Raw genomic sequence first — 18,441 nt, forward strand, 5'->3', positions numbered from 1 at the left:
GTTGTACGTCATTTGTTCCGTTTCATGCGTATTGCGAAAATAGTTAACCGACCGCTAAAAGCCAGTCACAAGGCGCTGGCGGAATGGGTCTGGCAACTCTTTCTTTTAGAACGTGTTCAGATAACCACAATCTGCGCCCCTTGCGGCACACGCTCATAGAGATCGATCACATCCTGATTGAGCATGCGCACGCAGCCGGAGGACGTCGCCTTGCCCACGGATTGCCAGTCCGGCGTGCCGTGCACGCGGTACAGCGTGTCCTTGCCGTCCTTGAAAATATAAAGCGCGCGCGCGCCGAGGGGGTTGTTGAGACCTGGCGTCATGCCGCCATTGGCAGCGGAGATGGAGGCGAGTTCCGGCTGGCGCTTGACCATTTCATCCGGCGGCGTCCAGCGCGGCCATTTTGCCTTCCATTGGATTTTGCCGCGACCCGACCAGGCATAACCGTCGCGCCCCAGCCCAACGCCGTAACGGATCGCCTTGCCGTCGGACTGCACGAGATAAAGAAAATGCTGCTTCGTATCGACCACGATGGTGCCCGGCGCTTCCGCCGTCTGGTAGCTCACTTCCTGCCTGAGATAACGCGGATCGATGCGGCCATAGGGAATGGCCGGCAACGAGCGATCATCGTCGCGGATCGGGCCATATATGACCCGGTGCAGCGGATTGGAAACCGGCAGGCCATAAGCCATGGCCTGACCACGTCCCTGAGGGGCGTTATAACCTTGCACCTGCGGGGCTTGCAGCCCCTGCCCGCGCACTGGCGGACCGTATTCCTGATGGAAGCGGGTTCTGAACAGATCCGGCGAGCGGGTTGAAAGCTGGCCCGGCTGCGGCGGCAGTTCCGGCTGGCGATTGGAGCTGACGGAGTTGAAATTGAACACCGGCGCCGTTTCCCTGACGAAAACATCCGGGTCCATCCGGGTCGTATCCGTCACAAAAAGGCAACCGCCCAGCAGCGGCAGAACCGCAAGAGCCATCAGAGAGGCCGCCCGGCGACCATTTTTCAAAAGGAGTGCTATCATCTGAACCGCTTCATGGAATCCAATCTGCCGGCATGATGGACCCCGCGGCTGGCGCGAAGCTGGCGTCGTTTTTTCAAAAAAAATCGAAAACCCGCATTTTTCCTCTTGAAGCTCTAGTTGCTAGAGGTGCCAGATTGGCTGTCGAGTGGAATTCAGGAGCGAAACCATGAATATTTCGACACGCGGCAGTTTGAACGGAGCATCGGAGGACCTGACCTTTTCGGTCGGCGGCATGGATTGCGGCAGCTGCGCGGCGAAGATCGAAACCGCGCTTTCCCGTTTGCCCGGCGTCGGCGACGTCAAGGTTTCCGTCGCTCGCGAAAGGCTGAACCTTTCGTTGGCGGAGAACAAGACTCCGGTCGAAAAGATCGAGGATACGTTGCGCAAGCTCGGCTTCAAGCCCGCTCTGCTGCCGCGCGACAAAGCGCCCGCTGCAAAGGTCGAAGCCGATCATCATGATCATTCCTCCTGCGGCGGCCACCACCATGACGAGGCCGAAACGGGCGCGGACAAGAGCAACGCGCTGATCTTTTCAGTCGGCGGGATGGATTGCGGTAGCTGCGCGGCCAAGATCGAAACCGCGCTTTCCCGTTTGCCCGGCGTCGGCGACGTCAAGGTTTCGGTGGCCCGCGAAAGGCTGAACCTCTCGCTTGCCGAGAACAAGACCCCGGTCGACAAAATCGAGGATACGCTGCGCAAGCTCGGCTTCAAACCCGCTCTGCTGCCGCAGGAAAAGACCGCACGCGAAAAGACGCCGGATCATAAGCACGAACATGACCATGATCACGCGACATGCGGTGGCCATCACGATCACGACCATTCCGGGCATGATCACGCAGCACACGACCATTCGGGACACGAGCACCATTCCTGCAACGGGCATGACCACGGTCACTCCGGCCATGATCATTCAGGCCACGATCACGGACACGACCATGCGGGCCACTCCCACGCTGCCGCGCCTGCCGCCGCAAGCCAGAGCGCCGAGATAGGGCACGCCCATGGCGCGGACGAAAAAGGTGCATGGTGGCGCACCGCCAAGGCGCGCAACACCTTCACCGGCACCATTCTGGTCGCGATTGCCTATGCCGCGGAACTGACCTTCCCGGCCTGGGGAAGTTACGCCTTCGTCGTCGCGACGCTCGCCACGCTTTTCCCCATCGCGAAGAACGCCGTCAACGCCGCCCGTTTCGGCGCGGTCTTCACCATTGAGATGCTGATGACGATTGCCGCCATCGGCGCGATCATCATCGGCGAGGCGGAAGAGGCAGCCATCGTCGTGCTGCTCTTCTCCGTCGGCGAATTGCTGGAAGGTTTTGCGGCCGCCCGCGCTCGCTCCGGCATAAAGGCGCTCGGTTCGCTCTTGCCAAAAACCGCGATGGTGGAGGAAAACGGATCGCTTCGGCAGATCTCCGCCGATCAGGTGCGCATTGGCCAAGTGGTCGTGGCGCGCCCCGGCGACCGTATCGCCGCCGACGGCGTTGTCATGGAAGGCCAGTCCAGCGTCGACGAATCGCCGATGACCGGCGAGAGCATTCCGGTCGCGAAAGAAAAGGGCGACCGCGTCTTTGCCGGCTCGATCAACCATGACGGTTCGCTGCGCATCCGTGTCGACCGCGCGCCGGAAGACAACACCATTGCCCGCATCATCACGCTGGTCGAGGAAGCGCAGGATGCCCGCGCCCCGACCGAGCGCTTCATCCAGAGCTTCTCGCGTTATTACATGCCGCTGATCGTCGCGATCTCGGTGCTGACCATCATCGTGCCGCCGCTTGTCGGTCTTGGTGACTGGGATACCTGGATTTATCGCGGTCTCGCGCTGCTCCTCATCGGTTGCCCCTGCGCCCTGGTCATTTCCGTTCCCGCGGCGATTGCCTCCAGCCTTTCGGCTGCGGCGCGCCACGGCATGCTGGTGAAAGGCGGCGCTGTCATCGAGATGCTGGCGCGCACCGAAACCGTCGCCTTCGACAAGACCGGCACGCTGACGCTCGGTGAGCCCGTCGTGACGGATGTGATCGCGCTTGACGGCAACGAGGCCGAACTGATTGCGCAGGCCGCGACCATCGAAAACGAGTCGAGCCACCCGCTCGCCCGCGCCATCGTCAATCATGCCGAAAAGGCCGGCGTGAAGCCCCTGCCCGGCTCCAACATCAAGGCGATTTCCGGTCGCGGCATGCAGGGCACTGTCGGCGGCAAGGAGCTGTTCATCGGCGCACCGCGCTTTGCGACTGAGGTCGGAACGCTCTCGAAGGACCTTTCCGATCGCATTTCCGCGCTGGAAAGCGAAGGCAAGACGGTGGCTGTCGTGATGACCGGCGGCGCGGCAAGCGGCCTCTTCGCCATGCGCGACGAGCCGCGCAAGGATGCGGCCGAAGGTGTGAAAGCGCTGAAGGATATGGGCATTTCCTCGCTGATGCTGTCGGGCGACAATGCCCGCACCGCACGCGCCATCGGCAACAAGCTGGGCCTTGAGGCGCGCGGCGAACTGCTGCCGCAGAACAAGGTCGAGGAAATCCGCAAGCTGGCCGAAAAGAAAACCGTTGTCATGGTGGGCGATGGCATCAACGATGCCCCTGCCCTTGCTGCCGCCAGCGTCGGTGTCGCCATCGGTTCCGGTACGGATGTGGCGATGGAGGCGGCGGATGCGGCGCTGATGCGCAACAATGTCGGCGACGCCGCGCGCCTCATCGGCCTGTCACGCGCCACCATGAGCAATATCCGCCAGAACGTAACCGTCGCGCTAGGTCTGAAAGCGGTCTTCCTGGTGACCACCGTAACCGGCGTTTCAGGCCTGTGGCTCGCCGTTTTCGCCGACACCGGCGCGACGGTTCTGGTCACCGCCAACGCTATGCGGCTGCTCGGCTATTTCAACCGCAAGGGCTGAAATTCCATTTGCGTGCACGACGGCCGGGCCTCGTCCATCGAGGCCCGGCCGTCTTATTTACGGCATATTGACAAACTAATTGCGTCCAATACATACCGCGTACCGCCGTTTTCCACGCGCGTGACAAACGATTCCACGCGCAGGAGCGCTGACATTGGCAAAGACTGGCTATAACCGCATTGCGTATCGCGCGATCAAAATCGGCGGCAATATCGTGAAGGTTATTTTCTCCATCGATCTTTTTTTGCGGCCAGGCAGAAGAAAAACGCTTCCGCAGTATCGGCCTGCCAGGCGCAGCCCGAAATCGGAAAAAGCCATTCCCCGCATCATCTGGCAGACCAATTACTCCAACCGGGTAACGACGCCGATCTATGCGAATTTCCTGTTCAACCGTTGGCTGACGCCGGAATTCGAATATCGCTATCATGATGACGAGGCATGCCAGGCCTATATCGACCGGCATTTTCCCGGACGTTACGCCGATGCCTTCCGCCGCCTGCAGGTGGGCGCCGCCAAGGCCGATTTCTGGCGTATTCTGGTGCTTCTGCAGGAAGGCGGCATCTATCTCGATATCGATTCCAATTTTGCGGCTCGCCCGGAAGATGTGATCGGCACGGATGAAGAAGCCGTTTTCATTGCCATGAAAGACGGCGAAATCACAAATTACTTCATGGCATCAAAACCCGGCCACCCGGCGCTCAGGCTGATAGCCGATCGTATTGCCCAAAATATCGAAGACGGGACGCTCGTCAGCGTCTATGACATGACCGGCCCGACGGTGGTGCATGCCGTCGTCAAGGAACTGGGCCTGCCTGTCCGCAATTACCGCGAAATGTGTACCCAGGGGCAGTTCACCAACAAGCGCGCCCAATATGCCGACAAGAAGGACGGCGCATGGTGGGCGGAGCAGGCCAAAACCGCAATCGTCAAAAACTAGCGGCGGCCTTTCTGCTGGAGGCGAAACTGGCGCCTCAGGCGAAACTGTTGAAAAAGCGGATGCTTTCCTCGACCGCATGCGGCACAACACCATTATGGGTGCCGGGCAAGAGCTTTTTGTCGACCTTGAAACCCGATGTCAGGGCGCGATCCACGAAAAGCTGGTGATCGGCATCGAAAGGCCGTTCCTCCGTGCCCCGCAAAAGCAGCGCCGGACATTTGAGGCTGGGGCCGAAACAGACGGAGGAGCGCATGATGAATTCGCGCTCGTCGGTCTCGTCGAAACAGATCTCGTCGCTATAGCGGTTGAAATAACGCCAGGAACTGACGCCGGCGGAGATGGGTGCTGCGGCGCGAAACGTCCGGCTCATCGCGGCCAGAAGCGTCAGCGTGCCGCCATTGGAATGGCCGGCGATGAAGAAGCGGTTTCTGTCGATGCCGGGAAGATTTTCCAGATAGGCGGCGGCGGCCAGCGCATCCGTCGTTTCGTCGTAAAAACCGGAATAATTGCCGCTCTGGCCGTTTTCACCACGGAAGGATGGCAGAAGCACGACATAGCCCGCTTCCCAATAGGGCTTCATCAGCGCCCAATGGCCGTCCCCGGTGGCGTTGCCGCCGTGGAGGAAAAGAACGGCGGGCTTTAGCGTTTTTGAGGGCTGGTAGCGGGAGAGCCACGCGACAAGCGCAATGGAACCGTCCGGCCCGCCCGGATAGGTGATCCGTGTCGCCCCGGGCGGCGTGCCGAGCGCGGAAGATTTTTCCGGTGCCGGCATTTTTCGCAGGAGATGGGTGTGGAAATGCCGACGCGCCACCGCATAATCCTGCCGCTCCAGCGGCAGCACCTCTGGCGCAGCAATGCCCGCTTTCGCACGGGGTGGTAAAAATGCGGACGCTGACAGCCCCATGGCGCCGGCCACAAGGCTTCGCCGCGTCAGGCCCGGCGAGATGGCGCCGCTCTTTTCCTGTCCGAAGGCTTGGGAAAGAAAGCGTTTGTCTGCCATATGGTCACCTGCGGGGGATGGTTACTAGAGCAGTTCAACACTGCGGCTGGAGGCTGTCCAATCACGGATTCGCGAATGACAACAATGTATTCGCAGCCATCATGGCAATTTCGGGACAGCGTCTCTCCGTTCCTGCGCCTGCCGCGGGGGATGAGGGACGGTCAAGGCGCCTTTACCCTTCCACGCCGTCGATCATCGCCACCAGAGTCGAGAGCCTGTCCGCCTCCGCCGGCACCTTGTCGGCGCGAAGCCGCGAAATGCGCGGGAAGCGCATGGCCACGCCGGATTTGTGGCGGGTGGAGCGGTTGATGCCTTCGAAGGCCACCTCCAGCACGAAACCGAAATCCGGCGTCGCGCGCACCGCCCGCACCGGGCCGAAACGCTCGACGGTGTTGTCGCGCACGAATTTGTCCAGCACCTCCAGCTCCGCATCGGTGAAGCCGAAATAGGCCTTTCCGACCGGCACCAGCTGTTCGCCATCCTCGCCTTCCGCCCAGACGCCAAAGGTGAAATCGGAATAATAGCTCGATCTTTTGCCGTGGCCGCGCTGGGCATACATCATGACGGCGTCGATGTTATAAGGATCGCGTTTCCACTTGAACCAGGGGCCCTTGGCGCGCCCGGCCTGGTAGGTGCTGTCACGGCGCTTGATCATGACGCCCTCGATCACAGGATCGGGCGGTGCGGCACGAAGCGTATCGAGTTCCTGCCAGCTGAAAAAGCCAATCAGCGGCGAGAGGTCGAAGCGATCATGCGGCGCGTGCTCGATAATATCCGAGAGGCGGCCGCGGCGCTCCATGTAGCTTTCGGCGCGAATATCGCTTTCGCCCTCGAACAGCAGGTCATAGGCGCGAATGAAGGCGGGATAATCATCCAGCATCTTCGCAGTCACCGTCTTGCGGTTCAGCCGCTGCTGCAAGTCGGAAAAGGTGCGGGTGAGATTGTTGGAGCGCGACGTGCCTCCAATCAGCAATTCGCCATCCATCACGCCTTCGAAATCGATTGCCTCCAGAACATCGGGAAAGGCGGCGGAGATATCGTCGCCGGAGCGGGAATAGAGTTTTCGCGTGGCGCCGGCGCGGGACAATTGCACGCGAATACCGTCCCATTTCCATTCGGCGGCATAGTCGGCCGGGTCCAGCGCATCGAGGTCGCCATCGGAAACCGGCGTCGCCAGCATGACCGAATGGAAAATGGCGGGCGTCGCCAGAACCGGCCGCCCGGACTTCCCCTCAAGCCACGCGAAAAGCGGCGTATAGGGCGGCGTCAGCCCGTGCCAGAGGGTTTCGATCTCGGTGATGTCTTTGCCGGCAAAATCCGCCAGCGCCTGCCGTGCCAGCCGCGCCGAAACGCCGATGCGCAGGCTGCCGGTTGCGAGTTTGAGGAAAGCGAAACGCGAGGACGTATCGAGCCTATCCAAGAGGTCGCGCACCGCGCCGCGCACCTCGGTACGTCCCAGCGAATTCATCAACGTTACGACCTCTCCGAGGCGCGGGTCCTGCGCCTCGGCGTGATCCGCGCCACCGATATTGCCCCAGACCAGCGAGATGGTCTCGGCAAGATCGCCGACATAATCATAGGAATAACGAAACAGCACCTCGTCCATCCGCTCCATGACCAGTTCGCGCAGCATGGCCGGCTTGACGCTCTTGAGGTCCAGCGTGCCGGCAATCGCCGCCAGACCGTAACCCCGGTCGGGATCGGGCGTATCGCGGAAATAATCGGTGAGCAGCTTCAGTTTGCCGTTGCGCGACGGGGTGAGAACGAGACGGTCGAGCAGCGTGGCGAAGGCTTTCATCTCAGTCCCCCTCATCCTCGTAACCGACAAGATGCAGCGGCTTGGCGGCAATACCCTGCAATTGACACCAGCGCACCAGCGCCTCCTCACGGCCATGGGTGACCCAGACGGCCTGCGGGGAAATTTCCTTGATCGTCTCCAGCAGTTCCGGCCAGTCGCAATGGTCGGAGATCACCAGTGGCAGCTCTACTCCGCCCTGCTTCGCCCTCTGCCGCACCATCATCCAGCCGGACGCGAAGGCGATCAGCGGTTCGTTGAAGCGCCGTGCCCAGCGTTCCTGAAAGGCGGAGGGCGGGCCGACGACGATCGCGCCCTTGAAGGCGGAGGGATCGCTTTTTTCGAGCGTTGCGGGGCGCAGATCGCCGAGATCGATGCCCTGCGAGATGTAATAATCACACAGCCGTGCCAGCGCGCCGTGAATGTAAATGGGATCGGAATAACCGTTGTCGCGGAGCAGACGGATGACGCGCTGCGCCTTGCCAAGCGAATAGGCCCCGACGAGGTGGGTGCGGTCGGTAAACTGTTTGATGGAGGTGAGCAGCTTGGCCGTTTCCACGCGCGGCAGCGGATGATGAAACACCGGCAGGCCGAAGGTGGCCTCTGTGATGAAGACATCGCAAGGCACCGTCTCGAAGGGCGCGCAGGTGGGGTCCACGCCGCGCTTGTAGTCTCCCGAGGCGACGATGCGAATCCCGTTCATTTCCACGGAGATTTGCGCCGAACCCAGCACATGGCCTGCTGGATGGAAACCGACGGTAACGCCGTTTACCTCCACCCTTTCGCCGAATGCGACCGCCTGCTCGCTGCCGCAAAAATCCTCGCCATAACGGATGCGCATTATATCCAGCGTCTGGCGCGTAGCCAGCACCGCGCCATGGCCGGCGCGGGCGTGGTCGGAATGACCGTGGGTGATGAGCGCCCGCGCCACCGGGCGGACGGGATCGATATAAAAATCACCCGCCGGGCAATAAAGGCCCTTGGGCGTGGAATTCAACAGCTGTTCCGGCTTCATATTCATTGAGATAGGGCCGCCCGCGCGAATCTAAAGTGATGCGAGCATAACGCGGAACGTGCATTAAATTTCCAGCGGCGGTGTTTTTGTTGTGTAGGACCGTGATGGTGAAACACATTGCACGGCCCGTCCTTTCCCTCATTCTGCGCTCGTCACAGGGATGAGGGTATGGTGAGCAACGTGAACAAGGCGCATCAATCCCATCGAACCGTATTGGGTGACGGCCTTTACTCCCCCGCCCCTTCGGCCGGCTTCGCCTCAACCGCCGCCGGTAGCCGCACCGGCTTCAGCATCAGCGCCGCGGCAAGGCCGATGGCGGCGGTTGCGGCGGCCGCGAAGAACAGCGGCGTAAACGCATCCGAGTAGAGCGCGGCGACGGCGGCCTGTGAGGCGGCGGGGAGTTCGGAGAGGCTTTTCGGCGTCAGTTCCTCGATCTTGCCGACACCGGGAATATTGACCGCGACGCCTTTCAGGCTCGAGGACACGATGGCGCCATAGACAGAAATGGCAATCGCCGCGCCGCCCATGCGGGTCAGCGTCACCGCGCCGCTCGCCGCGCCAATATCCGCCTTGGGCGCGGAATTTTGCACGCCGATGATCGGCGCCTGCTGGCCGAGCCCGACAGCAAAGCCTTGTGCCAACATGAGGACCGCAATCACCCAAAGCGGCGTTCCGGCATGCATCTGCGTGAAGAGCAGCATGGCGATGACGTTGATGGTGAGACCCGCCACAGAGAAGGGCTTGTAGACGCCGGTGATCGAAATCAGCCGTCCGGCCGAAAGCGAGCCCATGACGATGCCGCCGGTGACGGCGATGAAGAACAGGCCGGCATGGGAAGGCGAAAGCCCGGTGGTGGTCTGCAGGAACAGGGCATAATAATTGACCATGCCGATGCCGATGCCGCCGCTGGTCAGCGAGACGATCATCAAGAGCGGAAAGGTGCTGTCCTTGAAGAGCCTGAGCGGCACCACCGGTTCCGGCGCGCGGCGTTCCACCTGCACCCACAGGAAAGCGGCGATGACGGCAAAGGCGATGATACCGAGGCTAGGGCCGGCGATCAGCGAGCCGAACAATTCGCTGCTGTCGGCCCAGAAGACCACGCTGGCAATGGTGGCCGCCAAAAGGACCGCGCCGAGATAATCGATCTTCGGCTGGCGCGCCGGGCGGCGGTAAGGCAGCATCAATGCCAGCCCTGCAATGACGACGATGCCGAGCGGCAGGTTAATGAGGAAGATTGACCGCCAGCCGAACAGGTCGCTCATCGTACCGCCGAGGATCGGGCCGACACTGCCTGACGCCATGATGGTGAGGCTGGAATAGCTCTGGTAGCGGGCGCGTTCACGCGGCTCGAACAAATCTGCATTGACGGAAAAGATCGAGACCATGATGCCGCCGCCGCCAAGCCCCTGCAACACGCGGGCGGCAATCAGGCTGTCCATCGACCATGCCAGCCCGCAGGCCAGCGAACCCAGCGTGAAGATGACGACCGCCGCGATCATCACATATTTGCGGCCGAACAGATCGCCGAGCTTGCCATAGACAGGCATGACAGCACTGGTCGCCAGCAGATAGGCCGAGCCGATCCAGCCGAAACGCTCCAGCGCGCCGAATTCACCGACAATGGTGGGAAGCGCTGTCGATACGATCTGGTTATCGAGAGTTGCCATGAACATGGCCAGCATCAGGAACAGAAAGACGATGAGCCTGCGCCGATGATCCGACACAAGCGGCGCCACGGGGGCGGTGGACATATCCATGAAAAATCTCGTTGGCTACGGCGGTTTTGCTACGGCAATTTGTGTGCTATCAGCATATATATGTCAATGGCAAGTTTTTGACATCCATGTTATTCGCGCTAAATGTGATCGCGAACTGGCAATGAAAGGAACGGCAAAGCGTGGCGAGCGAGGAAAACTGGAACGAGGATCTGCCCGAGGACATCAAGCGGATCGGCAATACGATGACGCGCATGCGCATCATGATCGGCCGCCGCATCATCGGCCGCATGGCGCTTGCCAAGCTCGCTCCGGGTCTTGAACTCTCCCATATAGACGTTCTCGACATTCTGCGCCGCACCGAAGGCGATGTTACCGTGGGTGCGATTGCCGAGGGCATGCGCATCGATCCCTCACGCGGTAGCCGGGTGGTGGCGGATATGGTGGGACGCGGCCTGCTGAAACGCAGCGTTTCCCAGGAAGACGGCCGCCGCAGCATTGTCGAGATTACGCCGCTCGGCACCAGCCTTTTGCAGGAAATGCGCCGGACCAAGATGAGCGTCATCGAGGACGTGATGGATGGCTGGCCGGCAGAGGATGTGGAGACATTCGCCCGCCTGTTCGAACGCTTTATCGACCGTTTCGAATATCGCCTGTCACCGGATACGGACTTATTCGCGGATCAGAAAAAATCATAGTTGGCACGGGGATCTGCAACTTCACTTTAAAGCGACGAAACCGTAACGTGCGGCGCATCGAACTGGTCAAGGGGTAATTTCGATGTTGACGATTTACGGTGTCTACCGTTCCCGCGCCACGCGCACGCTGTGGCTTGCGGGTGAACTGGGCATAGAATTCAAGCATGTGCCCGTCATACAGGCCCGCCGCCTTGCCGATCCGCTGGCTGCGGATGCGCCGCTCAACACGCTGTCTCCCGCATTTCTCGCCGTCAACCCGATGGGTACCATTCCCTGCATTGAGGATGACGGCATGGTGCTTTACGAATCCATGGCCATCAATCTCTACCTTGCCCGCAAATATGGCGGACCGCTTGCGCCGGTCGATCTGAAGGAAGATGCGGCGATGCTGCAATGGTCCTTCTTCGCCGCCACCGAAATCGAGGCCAATTCGCTGAAGATTTCCTCCGCCATCGCCGAGGGCCTGTCGGAAAGCGATACTGGTAAGGCTGTTATTGACGTCGCCGCCCGCCTGCTGAAGCGCCCCTTCCGGGTGCTGGAGCAGCATCTCGCCACCCATGATCATCTGGTGGGAGACCGTTTCACCGTGGCCGATCTCAACGCGGCGGAAATCGTTCGTTACGCGCAGGGCCACAAACCGCTGTTCGATGCCCATCCGGCGCTGAAAGCCTGGCTGGATCGTTGCCAGGCCCGCACGGCGTTCAAGACCATGTGGGACAGCCGGGCCGCCGAGGCGGCTTGACACGAGCTTTGGGCGCGGACTGGAGACGTCCCTCCGTACTCAACGTCATCCTCTGGCTTGTCCCGAGGATTCAACCACGTCAAATAAAATCAATACGTTGCAGATCCTCGGGACAAGCCCGAGGATGACGACAGTAACTATTAACCCCTCTCGCCCGCAAGCGCCCGCTGCACCGCCGGCCGGTCGTTCATGCGGCGGAAATGGTCGTGCACCTTCGGGAAGCGGGCAATATCCACGCCGTCGCTTTCCAGCCAGCCGGACATGACGAAAAGATAGGGATCGGCAACCGAATAAGCGGTGCCCAGAACCCATGGGCCGTGCAGCATGCCATGTTCGATCAGTTCGAAGCACTCGCCCATGGTCTGCGGCACTTTCGCCTTCATATCGGCCAGCGAACTTTCCTCATTCGCCCAGCGGCTGCCCCGCCGGCCGTGGGCATGGGCGACATGCACCGTCGAAGAAATGAAGGAGTTGAAGGACTGCATCAACGCGAATTCGAAGGGATCGTCGAGTGGCGCGAGTTTCTTCTCAGGCGCCATCTGGGCGATGAAGGCGAGGATGGCGGGCGTCTCCGTCAGCACGCCGCTTGCCGTTGCCAGCGCCGGCACGCGGCCCTTGGGATTGATCTTTAAAAATGCCTCGGAGCGTTGCTCGCCTTCCGCAAAATTGACGCGGTGGGCCTTGTAAGGCAGGCCGGATTCCTCAAGCACGATATGGCTGGCGCGGGAACAGGAACCGGGAGAAAAAAACAGTGTGAACATGGGTATGCGACCTCCAAAGCAATGAAGCGCCCGTTTCTTCCTCGTACGGACGCCGACCCGCGGCGGCCATGGGACGGCCGTCACACGCAGGGCGCACCATCATCGTGCCGGCAAACGGCCGCGTCAAAGGTTATTTAGAGACCGACGACCCTGACATCGCCGACATGGATGCCGTTCCAGTTGCGCATCTGCCGGTTCGCCATGCCGCTCAGCGCCTGTTGTTCGGCGCTGCCTTCATCGAAATGGCGGGCGAGCAATGCCGAAACCATGGCTTCTGCCGCACGCGTCGTGCCGTCTTCGCATTTCACCGCCATGGCGATGCCCTTTTCCGGCAGCGCGGCGATGAAGACGCCCTCCGCGCCGGTCTTTGCGAAGATTTTTCCCGGCGCGATCTGCATCAGCTTCGTGCAGGCGCGGCCAGTGCCCGCCACGTAAAAGGGTTCAGCCATGCAGGCCTCGATGAGACGACGCGAGGCTTTCGCACGGCCCGGTTCCAGCCCCCTGCCCGTCGCCATTTTCGCGAAACCATGGGCCAGCCCCTTGAGCGGCACGGCATAGGTGGGGATGGAGCAGCCGTCCACGCCGCAATTGTCATGGCCGAGAGTAGCACCCGTCAGGCTTGCCATCGTGGCGCGGATTTCCCGCTGCAGCGGATGATCGTAACCGACATAACCCTCAGGGTCAGTGCCGGCGTGGCAACAGGCGCAGATGAAACCGGAATGTTTGCCGGAGCAATTATTGTGAAGCGCCGTCGGCTTTTCCAGCGTGCGGGCCTGATGGATGATGGTTTTCTGGTCGGAAGACCAATGCGCGCCGCATTCCAGCGTATCCACGTCCCTGCCCGCCTTCGCCAGCATCGAAGCGGCGAGTTCCACATGCGCGTCCTCGCCGGAATGGGAGGAACAGGCAAGTGCGAGTTCGCGGCTGCCGAACTGATAGGCATCCGCAGCACCGCTTTCCACCAGCGGCAGCGCCTGCATGGCCTTGCAGGCGGAACGCGGAAAGATGCCGCGCTCAATATCGCCAGCCGAAAACAGCACGCCGCCATCGCCATCCACCACCACGGCGAGGCCATGATGGCGGCTTTCGACCAGATTACCCCTGGTGACTTCGACGGTAACGGAATTGTTCATTTTTGCGGCCTCAAAAAATTCTGATTTCATGTGGTTGATACCGCAATTGATTTTTCGATGCACGGGGCTATCAGTGAAATTTGCAAAACGTCTGCTGCTGGCGATTGCCGTTATCTATCTGCTTCCCGCGCTGGCATCGGCCGGCCTGTGGGCCATGAAGGACCATCCGCGCGGCTGGAATGCCGCGAGATGGTCGTCCTCCGGCATGCTGCCGGCCGCGTCCAGCAACAGAGAAGCCGCCGTCTACGTCTTTTCCGCCATGACCGGCGGTTTCAAGGGCTCGGTCGCCAGCCATGCCTGGGTCGTGCTGAAAAAGCCGGACGCCACAAATTATGACCGTTATGACAAGGTGGGCTGGGGCACGCCGATCCGCCACAATGGTTATGCGGCGGATGCCTACTGGTATTCCAACATGCCGCGTCAGGTGGTGGCCATTCACGGCGCGGAAGCGGAAAAGCTGATCCCGAAGATCGAAAAGGCGATTGCCGACTATCCCTACGGCAAGCCGGGCGGCTATCGCATCTATCCCGGCCCCAACTCCAACACCTTCGTCGCCCATGTGCTGCGCAGCGTGCCGGAACTCGGCGTCGTGCTGCCGCCGGATGCGGTCGGTCGCGATTATCTGCCGGACGGCGCGTTTTACCACATCGCCGACGACTGGAAGGATGTAAGCGTTTCGCTTGGCGGCCTGTTCGGCGTTTCGGCGGGTGCCCGCAGCGGTCTCGAGGTGAATTTTCTCGGCCTTGTCGCCGGCATCGATTTCAGCCGGCCCGGCGTAAAGATACCGGGGCTCGGTTATTTCGGCGTGGCGGGCATCCGCGCGTAAACGGTTACGTTTCGCTGGCCTGAGCGGCGCGTCGGGCGCGGATGCTCTGGGCGATGAAGACCCGCGACAGGCCATGATAAAGCGGCTCGCGGGAGAAAAGCCGCGATGTCAGATATCCCAGCATCGATGCGGCCATGATGGGCATGACGCCTTCATGATTGCCAGTCATTTCAAGGATAATGACAAAGGCCGTCATCGGCGCCTGCACCACGCCCGCAAAATAACCCGCCATGCCGACGATGGCGCCAAGGCCGATGCTGGTGCCGAGCAAGGTGGCCATAGTGCTGCCGAAACCCGCGCCCACGGACAAGGACGGCGCGAAAATGCCGCCGGGAATGCCCGAGATCATGGCAAGGAACGTCGCCGCCAGTTTCTCGATGAAGAAGAAGGTCGGCGCGGCCTCGCCCTCGATTGCGGCGCGCGCCTGTTCGTAACCGGTTCCGAAGGTGGCGCCTCCAGACACTATTCCGATTGCCGCGGAGGCAAGGCCGCAGACCGCCGCCACTGCCAGCATCCGCTTTAACGGCATGGTCTGGGCGAAACGGCGGATGCGCGCAGATAGGCGCAGGGCGCCAGAGCTGAAAAGAGCGCCAAATGCACCACCGCCGACACCGCAGACGAGCACCAGCAGCCAGTCCATCGTCGTTTTCGCCATGACCGAGCTGGTGCCGAAATAGGTATAGCTGCCGACCAGAGCCAGCGAGGCAAGGCCCGACAGGATGACGGCAGTGAGAACCAGACCATTGGCGCGGGATTCATAGGTCTTGCTCATTTCCTCGATGGCGAAGACGATGCCCGCAAGCGGCGTGTTGAAGGCCGCCGCAATGCCTGCCGCCGAACCGGCGAGAATGAGGCCCTTCGCCTGCGCCATGCCGCCCCAGCGGGCTGCCTGCAGCATGATCGAAGCGCCAACCTGAACGGTCGGGCCTTCACGGCCTATGGACGCGCCGGAGAGCAGACCGGCGACCGTCAGCACCACCTTGCCGAAAGCGAGCTTCAGCGACAGAAGCCGCGAACGGTCCGCATCTTCCCGCAGGTGCCGCGCAGCGATGGCCTGCGGAATGCCGCTACCGCCGGCATTGGGAAAAACCGTGATCGCGAGCCAGGCGCAGAGCGTGAAGCCGAGCGGCGTGATGATGAGCGGCAGCAGAAACGCCCATTCCCCCGATGAGGTTGCCGCGAAGAAAAGGTGCTGGGCCCGATCCGCCGCCCAGGCAAAAGCGACGCTGATAAGGCCAACCGCAATCGCACCTATCCAGAAAACCGCCCTCGGCCTCCACACCCGCCATGAGCCCCAGACGACACGGGAACGGCGGAGCATCTTCAGCTTTTTGTAATCGACGGGCATGGCAATCCGGATCGGTAATTGGTGTTCGGCAGAGGTTAAGCCCGTTTATCTGCCTCAAGGCCCGCGATTGCAAGGTTTTGCATTTGACTTATCGCTGCAGATGACCGATCTTATGCATCGCAATTGCAACGCAGGGAGAAAATCCATGAAAACGGCAACAATTCCTTCGCTGCGGGTGACAGCGGATTTTCGCGAGGCAGCCGAAAGCGTGCTGAAGGACGGCGAGACGCTTTCGGCATTTATGGAAGAAGCCGTGCGCAAGCAGGTGGAAATCCGTAAATCTCAGGCGGAGTTCATTAAGCAGGGGCTTGCAGCGCGCCAAGAATCCAAGCGAACGGGCGTCTATCACAAAGCCGAGGACGTTCTTGCAGAGCTGAAAGCTATGCTCGACGAAAAGCTTGCTGAAGACAACGACAAGTGACATATCGGGTTTTTCTTGCCGACAGAGCGCGCGACAATATAACACGCCTCTATGCACATCTCCTTCGCCAGGACAAATATGCGGCGAAGCGAGCCTACAGGGCCATCGAAAAAGGAATTGCCGCACTTGCGGATTTTCCGCTGAGCTGCCGGAAAGTAGATGCAGAAAATCCCTTTCTGAGGGAGTTTCTTATTCCATTTGGCTCTTCAGGCTATGTCGTTCTTTTTGAGATAGAAAGTGCCGAGAAAGTAACAATCCTCGCGATCCGCCACCAGCGCGAGGATGATTATCATTGATTCTCAACGGTCGCTGACGGCCGCACGCGGGTTCGCCCACGGCTCCTGATTGGAGCGGGGCAGCGGGGTTTTGCCGAGAATATGATCAGCGGCTTTTTCGCCCGTCATGATCGAGGGGCCGTTGAGGTTGCCGTACGTCACGTGCGGGAAGATCGAGCTGTCGGCGACCCGCAACCCCTCCACCCCGATCACCCGGCATTCGGGATCGACGACCGCCATCGGGTCGTTCCGGTCGCCCATCCGGCAGGTGCCGCAGGGGTGATAGGCGCTTTCCAGATGCTCGCGCAAAAAGGCGTCGATCTGTTCGTCCGTCTCGATGTTTTCACCCGGCTGGATTTCTGGCCCGCGAAAATCGTCAAAGGCTTTCTGGCCGAAAATCTCGCGGGTCAGGCGCACGCAATGGCGGAATTTTTCCCAGTCTTCGGGGTGGCTCATATAGTTGAAGCGAATGACCGGATCATCGGTCGGATCGGCGGAGCGCAGCGTGACATTGCCGCGCGATTTCGACAGGTTGTAACCCACATGCGCCTGGAAACCATGGCTTTTCGCTGCCGCCTTGCCGTCATACGAAATCGCGACGGGCAGAAAATGATATTGGATATCAGGCTGTTTCAGGCCAGGTGCGGAGCGCAGGAAGGCGCAGGCCTCGAACTGGTTGGAGGCGCCGAGCCCGCCTTTCGACAACAACCATTGCGCACCGGCTACGCCCTGCCAGAACCATGGCAACCATGAATAAAGCGAGACCGGCTTGGTGGAGACCTGCTGGAAATAAAACTCCATGTGGTCCTGAAGATTGGCGCCGACACCGGGGCGATCCGCCTTCACCTCGATGCCCATGTCTTTCAGATGCGCGGCAGGGCCGATGCCCGACAACATCAGCAGTTTCGGCGAATTGAAGGAGGATGCGGACACGATGACTTCACGACCGGCCTTGATGGTTTCCACCACGCCCCTTCGCTCGATCTCGACACCCACGGCACGGCCATTCTCGATGACGATCTTGCGGGCAAAACCATTGACCAGCGTGACGTTGCCGCGCTTCAGCGCCGGTTTCAGATAGGCGTTGGCGGCGGACCAGCGGCGACCATTGTGAATCGTCTGCTCCATCAGGCCGAAACCTTCCTGCTTGGAGCCGTTATAGTCATCGGTCAGTTCAAAACCGGCCTCAGCGCCGGCCTGAATGAAGGCGTGAAACAGCGGATTGTTGACCGGCCCGCGCTGTACATGCAGCGGCCCATCCGTGCCGCGCCAGCCTTCCTCGCCGCCATGGCTGTGCTCCATGCGCTTGAAGTAAGGCAGGACATCCGCATAGGCCCAGCCATGCGCGCCAAGCTCTTCCCAGCGATTGAAATCCTCCGCATGGCCGCGCACGTAAACAAGGCCGTTGATGGAGGACGAGCCGCCGATGACTTTTCCACGCGGGGCGGTGATGCGGCGATTGTTCAGCCTCGGCTCAGGCTCCGAGAGATAACCCCAATTGTAGCGCTTCATGCTCATCGGCCAGGCGAGAGCCGCCGGCATCTGGATGAAGGGGCCGAAATCGGAACCGCCGGCCTCGACGACGATGACGGAATAGCGGCCATCTTCCGACAGGCGATAGGCGATGGCGGAGCCTGCGGAACCGGAGCCGACGATGACGTAATCTGCTTGCATTTCGAAACATCTCCAGAATGAACATCTGCGCCTGTGGCTTCACCCCCTCTGTCCTGCCAGACATCTCCCCCTCAAGGGGGGAGATCGATCTGCGGCGAGGTCGCGCCCATCTCAACGTTAGCGAATGAAGTGGTGGTGGCGCCGCTTGCCGATCTCCCCCCTTGAGGGGGAGATGCCCGGCAGGACAGAGGG

The 18,441-nt window shown here is 60.9% G+C and carries 16 protein-coding genes; 7 read left to right on the forward strand and 9 right to left on the reverse strand.

The annotated features are described in order from the left end of the window. Positions 1-116 precede the first annotated feature (116 nt). Positions 117-1,025: a L,D-transpeptidase gene (locus tag BS627_RS09010; protein ID WP_077982756.1), complete on the reverse strand. Its 909-nt coding sequence runs from the start codon at positions 1,023-1,025 to the stop codon at positions 117-119. Between the two features lie 166 nt (positions 1,026-1,191). On the opposite strand from BS627_RS09010, the gene BS627_RS09015 reads away from it, so the two are divergent. Further along, positions 1,192-3,909 carry a heavy metal translocating P-type ATPase gene (locus BS627_RS09015; protein ID WP_077982757.1) on the forward strand — a complete coding sequence of 906 codons (2,718 nt, stop codon included), beginning with the start codon at positions 1,192-1,194 and terminating at the stop codon, positions 3,907-3,909. 154 nt (positions 3,910-4,063) lie between these two features. Next, complete coding sequence (locus BS627_RS09020) at positions 4,064-4,846, forward strand: glycosyltransferase family 32 protein (protein ID WP_162520407.1); 783 nt, start codon at positions 4,064-4,066, stop codon at positions 4,844-4,846. A 34-nt stretch (positions 4,847-4,880) separates the two neighbouring features. On the opposite strand, the gene BS627_RS09025 is transcribed toward BS627_RS09020, so the two are convergent. The 4 genes from BS627_RS09025 to BS627_RS09040 all read right to left on the reverse strand — a co-directional run bounded on the left by BS627_RS09025 (position 4,881) and on the right by BS627_RS09040 (position 10,413). Then, positions 4,881-5,846, reverse strand: a complete 966-nt coding sequence (locus tag BS627_RS09025) for an alpha/beta hydrolase family protein (protein ID WP_077982759.1) — start codon at positions 5,844-5,846, stop codon at positions 4,881-4,883. Positions 5,847-6,018: 172 nt separating this feature from the next. Beyond that, positions 6,019-7,644: a cisplatin damage response ATP-dependent DNA ligase gene (locus tag BS627_RS09030; RefSeq protein ID WP_077982760.1), complete on the reverse strand. Its 1,626-nt coding sequence runs from the start codon at positions 7,642-7,644 to the stop codon at positions 6,019-6,021. A gap of 1 nt (position 7,645) precedes the next feature. Then, positions 7,646-8,656 (reverse strand): ligase-associated DNA damage response exonuclease, encoded by a 1,011-nt coding sequence (locus BS627_RS09035; RefSeq protein ID WP_165691207.1) that lies wholly within the window; start codon positions 8,654-8,656, stop codon positions 7,646-7,648. 227 nt (positions 8,657-8,883) lie between these two features. Next, the gene (locus BS627_RS09040; RefSeq protein ID WP_165691185.1) at positions 8,884-10,413 is read right to left on the reverse strand and encodes an MDR family MFS transporter; all 1,530 of its coding nucleotides are present in this window, start codon (positions 10,411-10,413) and stop codon (positions 8,884-8,886) included. Between the two features lie 140 nt (positions 10,414-10,553). Between BS627_RS09040 and BS627_RS09045 the strand changes: the two genes are divergently transcribed. Then, positions 10,554-11,069, forward strand: a complete 516-nt coding sequence (locus BS627_RS09045; RefSeq protein ID WP_077982761.1) for a MarR family winged helix-turn-helix transcriptional regulator — start codon at positions 10,554-10,556, stop codon at positions 11,067-11,069. An 82-nt stretch (positions 11,070-11,151) separates the two neighbouring features. Next, positions 11,152-11,811 (forward strand): glutathione S-transferase family protein, encoded by a 660-nt coding sequence (locus tag BS627_RS09050; RefSeq protein WP_077982762.1) that lies wholly within the window; start codon positions 11,152-11,154, stop codon positions 11,809-11,811. A gap of 140 nt (positions 11,812-11,951) precedes the next feature. Here BS627_RS09050 and BS627_RS09055 read toward each other — a convergent pair whose 3' ends face one another. Together BS627_RS09055 and BS627_RS09060 are read right to left on the reverse strand one after the other, a co-directional pair. Further along, on the reverse strand, positions 11,952-12,572 hold the full coding sequence (locus tag BS627_RS09055; RefSeq protein WP_077982763.1) for a glutathione S-transferase family protein: 621 nt from the start codon (positions 12,570-12,572) through the stop codon (positions 11,952-11,954). Positions 12,573-12,706: 134 nt separating this feature from the next. Then, positions 12,707-13,705, reverse strand: a complete 999-nt coding sequence (locus BS627_RS09060; RefSeq protein WP_077983023.1) for an asparaginase — start codon at positions 13,703-13,705, stop codon at positions 12,707-12,709. Between the two features lie 73 nt (positions 13,706-13,778). Here BS627_RS09060 and BS627_RS09065 point away from each other — a divergent pair, with 73 nt between their 5' ends. After that, positions 13,779-14,531: a DUF3750 domain-containing protein gene (locus BS627_RS09065; protein ID WP_162520405.1), complete on the forward strand. Its 753-nt coding sequence runs from the start codon at positions 13,779-13,781 to the stop codon at positions 14,529-14,531. A gap of 4 nt (positions 14,532-14,535) precedes the next feature. Here the strand turns inward: BS627_RS09065 and BS627_RS09070 are convergent, their stop codons facing one another. After that, entirely contained in the window at positions 14,536-15,879 is a 1,344-nt protein-coding gene (locus tag BS627_RS09070; protein WP_165691186.1) for a chloride channel protein, read from the reverse strand. Positions 15,880-16,024: 145 nt separating this feature from the next. Here BS627_RS09070 and BS627_RS09075 point away from each other — a divergent pair, with 145 nt between their 5' ends. Further along, on the forward strand, positions 16,025-16,300 hold the full coding sequence (locus BS627_RS09075) for a YlcI/YnfO family protein (protein ID WP_077983025.1): 276 nt from the start codon (positions 16,025-16,027) through the stop codon (positions 16,298-16,300). Further along, positions 16,297-16,596: a type II toxin-antitoxin system RelE/ParE family toxin gene (locus BS627_RS09080; RefSeq protein ID WP_077982765.1), complete on the forward strand. Its 300-nt coding sequence runs from the start codon at positions 16,297-16,299 to the stop codon at positions 16,594-16,596. The genes BS627_RS09075 and BS627_RS09080 overlap by 4 nt, the downstream gene beginning before the upstream one ends. Positions 16,597-16,599: 3 nt before the next feature. Here BS627_RS09080 and betA read toward each other — a convergent pair whose 3' ends face one another. Further along, positions 16,600-18,249 carry a choline dehydrogenase gene (betA, locus tag BS627_RS09085; protein ID WP_077982766.1) on the reverse strand — a complete coding sequence of 550 codons (1,650 nt, stop codon included), beginning with the start codon at positions 18,247-18,249 and terminating at the stop codon, positions 16,600-16,602. Between the last annotated feature and the right edge of the window lie 192 nt (positions 18,250-18,441).

The organism is Agrobacterium salinitolerans, assembly GCF_002008225.1.
Classification (GTDB): Bacteria; Pseudomonadota; Alphaproteobacteria; order Rhizobiales; family Rhizobiaceae; genus Agrobacterium; species Agrobacterium salinitolerans.

Bases quoted from the DNA above. Each gene is read 5' to 3' on its own strand.
- BS627_RS09010 (WP_077982756.1), bottom strand. From the start codon at position 1,025: ATGATAGCACTCCTTTTGAAAAATGGTCGCCGGGCGGCCTCTCTGATG.
- BS627_RS09015 (WP_077982757.1), top strand. From the start codon at position 1,192: ATGAATATTTCGACACGCGGCAGTTTGAACGGAGCATCGGAGGACCTG.
- BS627_RS09025 (WP_077982759.1), bottom strand. From the start codon at position 5,846: ATGGCAGACAAACGCTTTCTTTCCCAAGCCTTCGGACAGGAAAAGAGC.
- BS627_RS09030 (WP_077982760.1), bottom strand. From the start codon at position 7,644: ATGAAAGCCTTCGCCACGCTGCTCGACCGTCTCGTTCTCACCCCGTCG.
- BS627_RS09035 (WP_165691207.1), bottom strand. From the start codon at position 8,656: ATGAAGCCGGAACAGCTGTTGAATTCCACGCCCAAGGGCCTTTATTGC.
- BS627_RS09040 (WP_165691185.1), bottom strand. From the start codon at position 10,413: ATGGATATGTCCACCGCCCCCGTGGCGCCGCTTGTGTCGGATCATCGG.
- BS627_RS09050 (WP_077982762.1), top strand. From the start codon at position 11,152: ATGTTGACGATTTACGGTGTCTACCGTTCCCGCGCCACGCGCACGCTG.
- BS627_RS09055 (WP_077982763.1), bottom strand. From the start codon at position 12,572: ATGTTCACACTGTTTTTTTCTCCCGGTTCCTGTTCCCGCGCCAGCCAT.
- BS627_RS09060 (WP_077983023.1), bottom strand. From the start codon at position 13,705: ATGAACAATTCCGTTACCGTCGAAGTCACCAGGGGTAATCTGGTCGAA.
- BS627_RS09070 (WP_165691186.1), bottom strand. From the start codon at position 15,879: ATGCCCGTCGATTACAAAAAGCTGAAGATGCTCCGCCGTTCCCGTGTC.
- BS627_RS09075 (WP_077983025.1), top strand. From the start codon at position 16,025: ATGAAAACGGCAACAATTCCTTCGCTGCGGGTGACAGCGGATTTTCGC.
- betA (WP_077982766.1), bottom strand. From the start codon at position 18,249: ATGCAAGCAGATTACGTCATCGTCGGCTCCGGTTCCGCAGGCTCCGCC.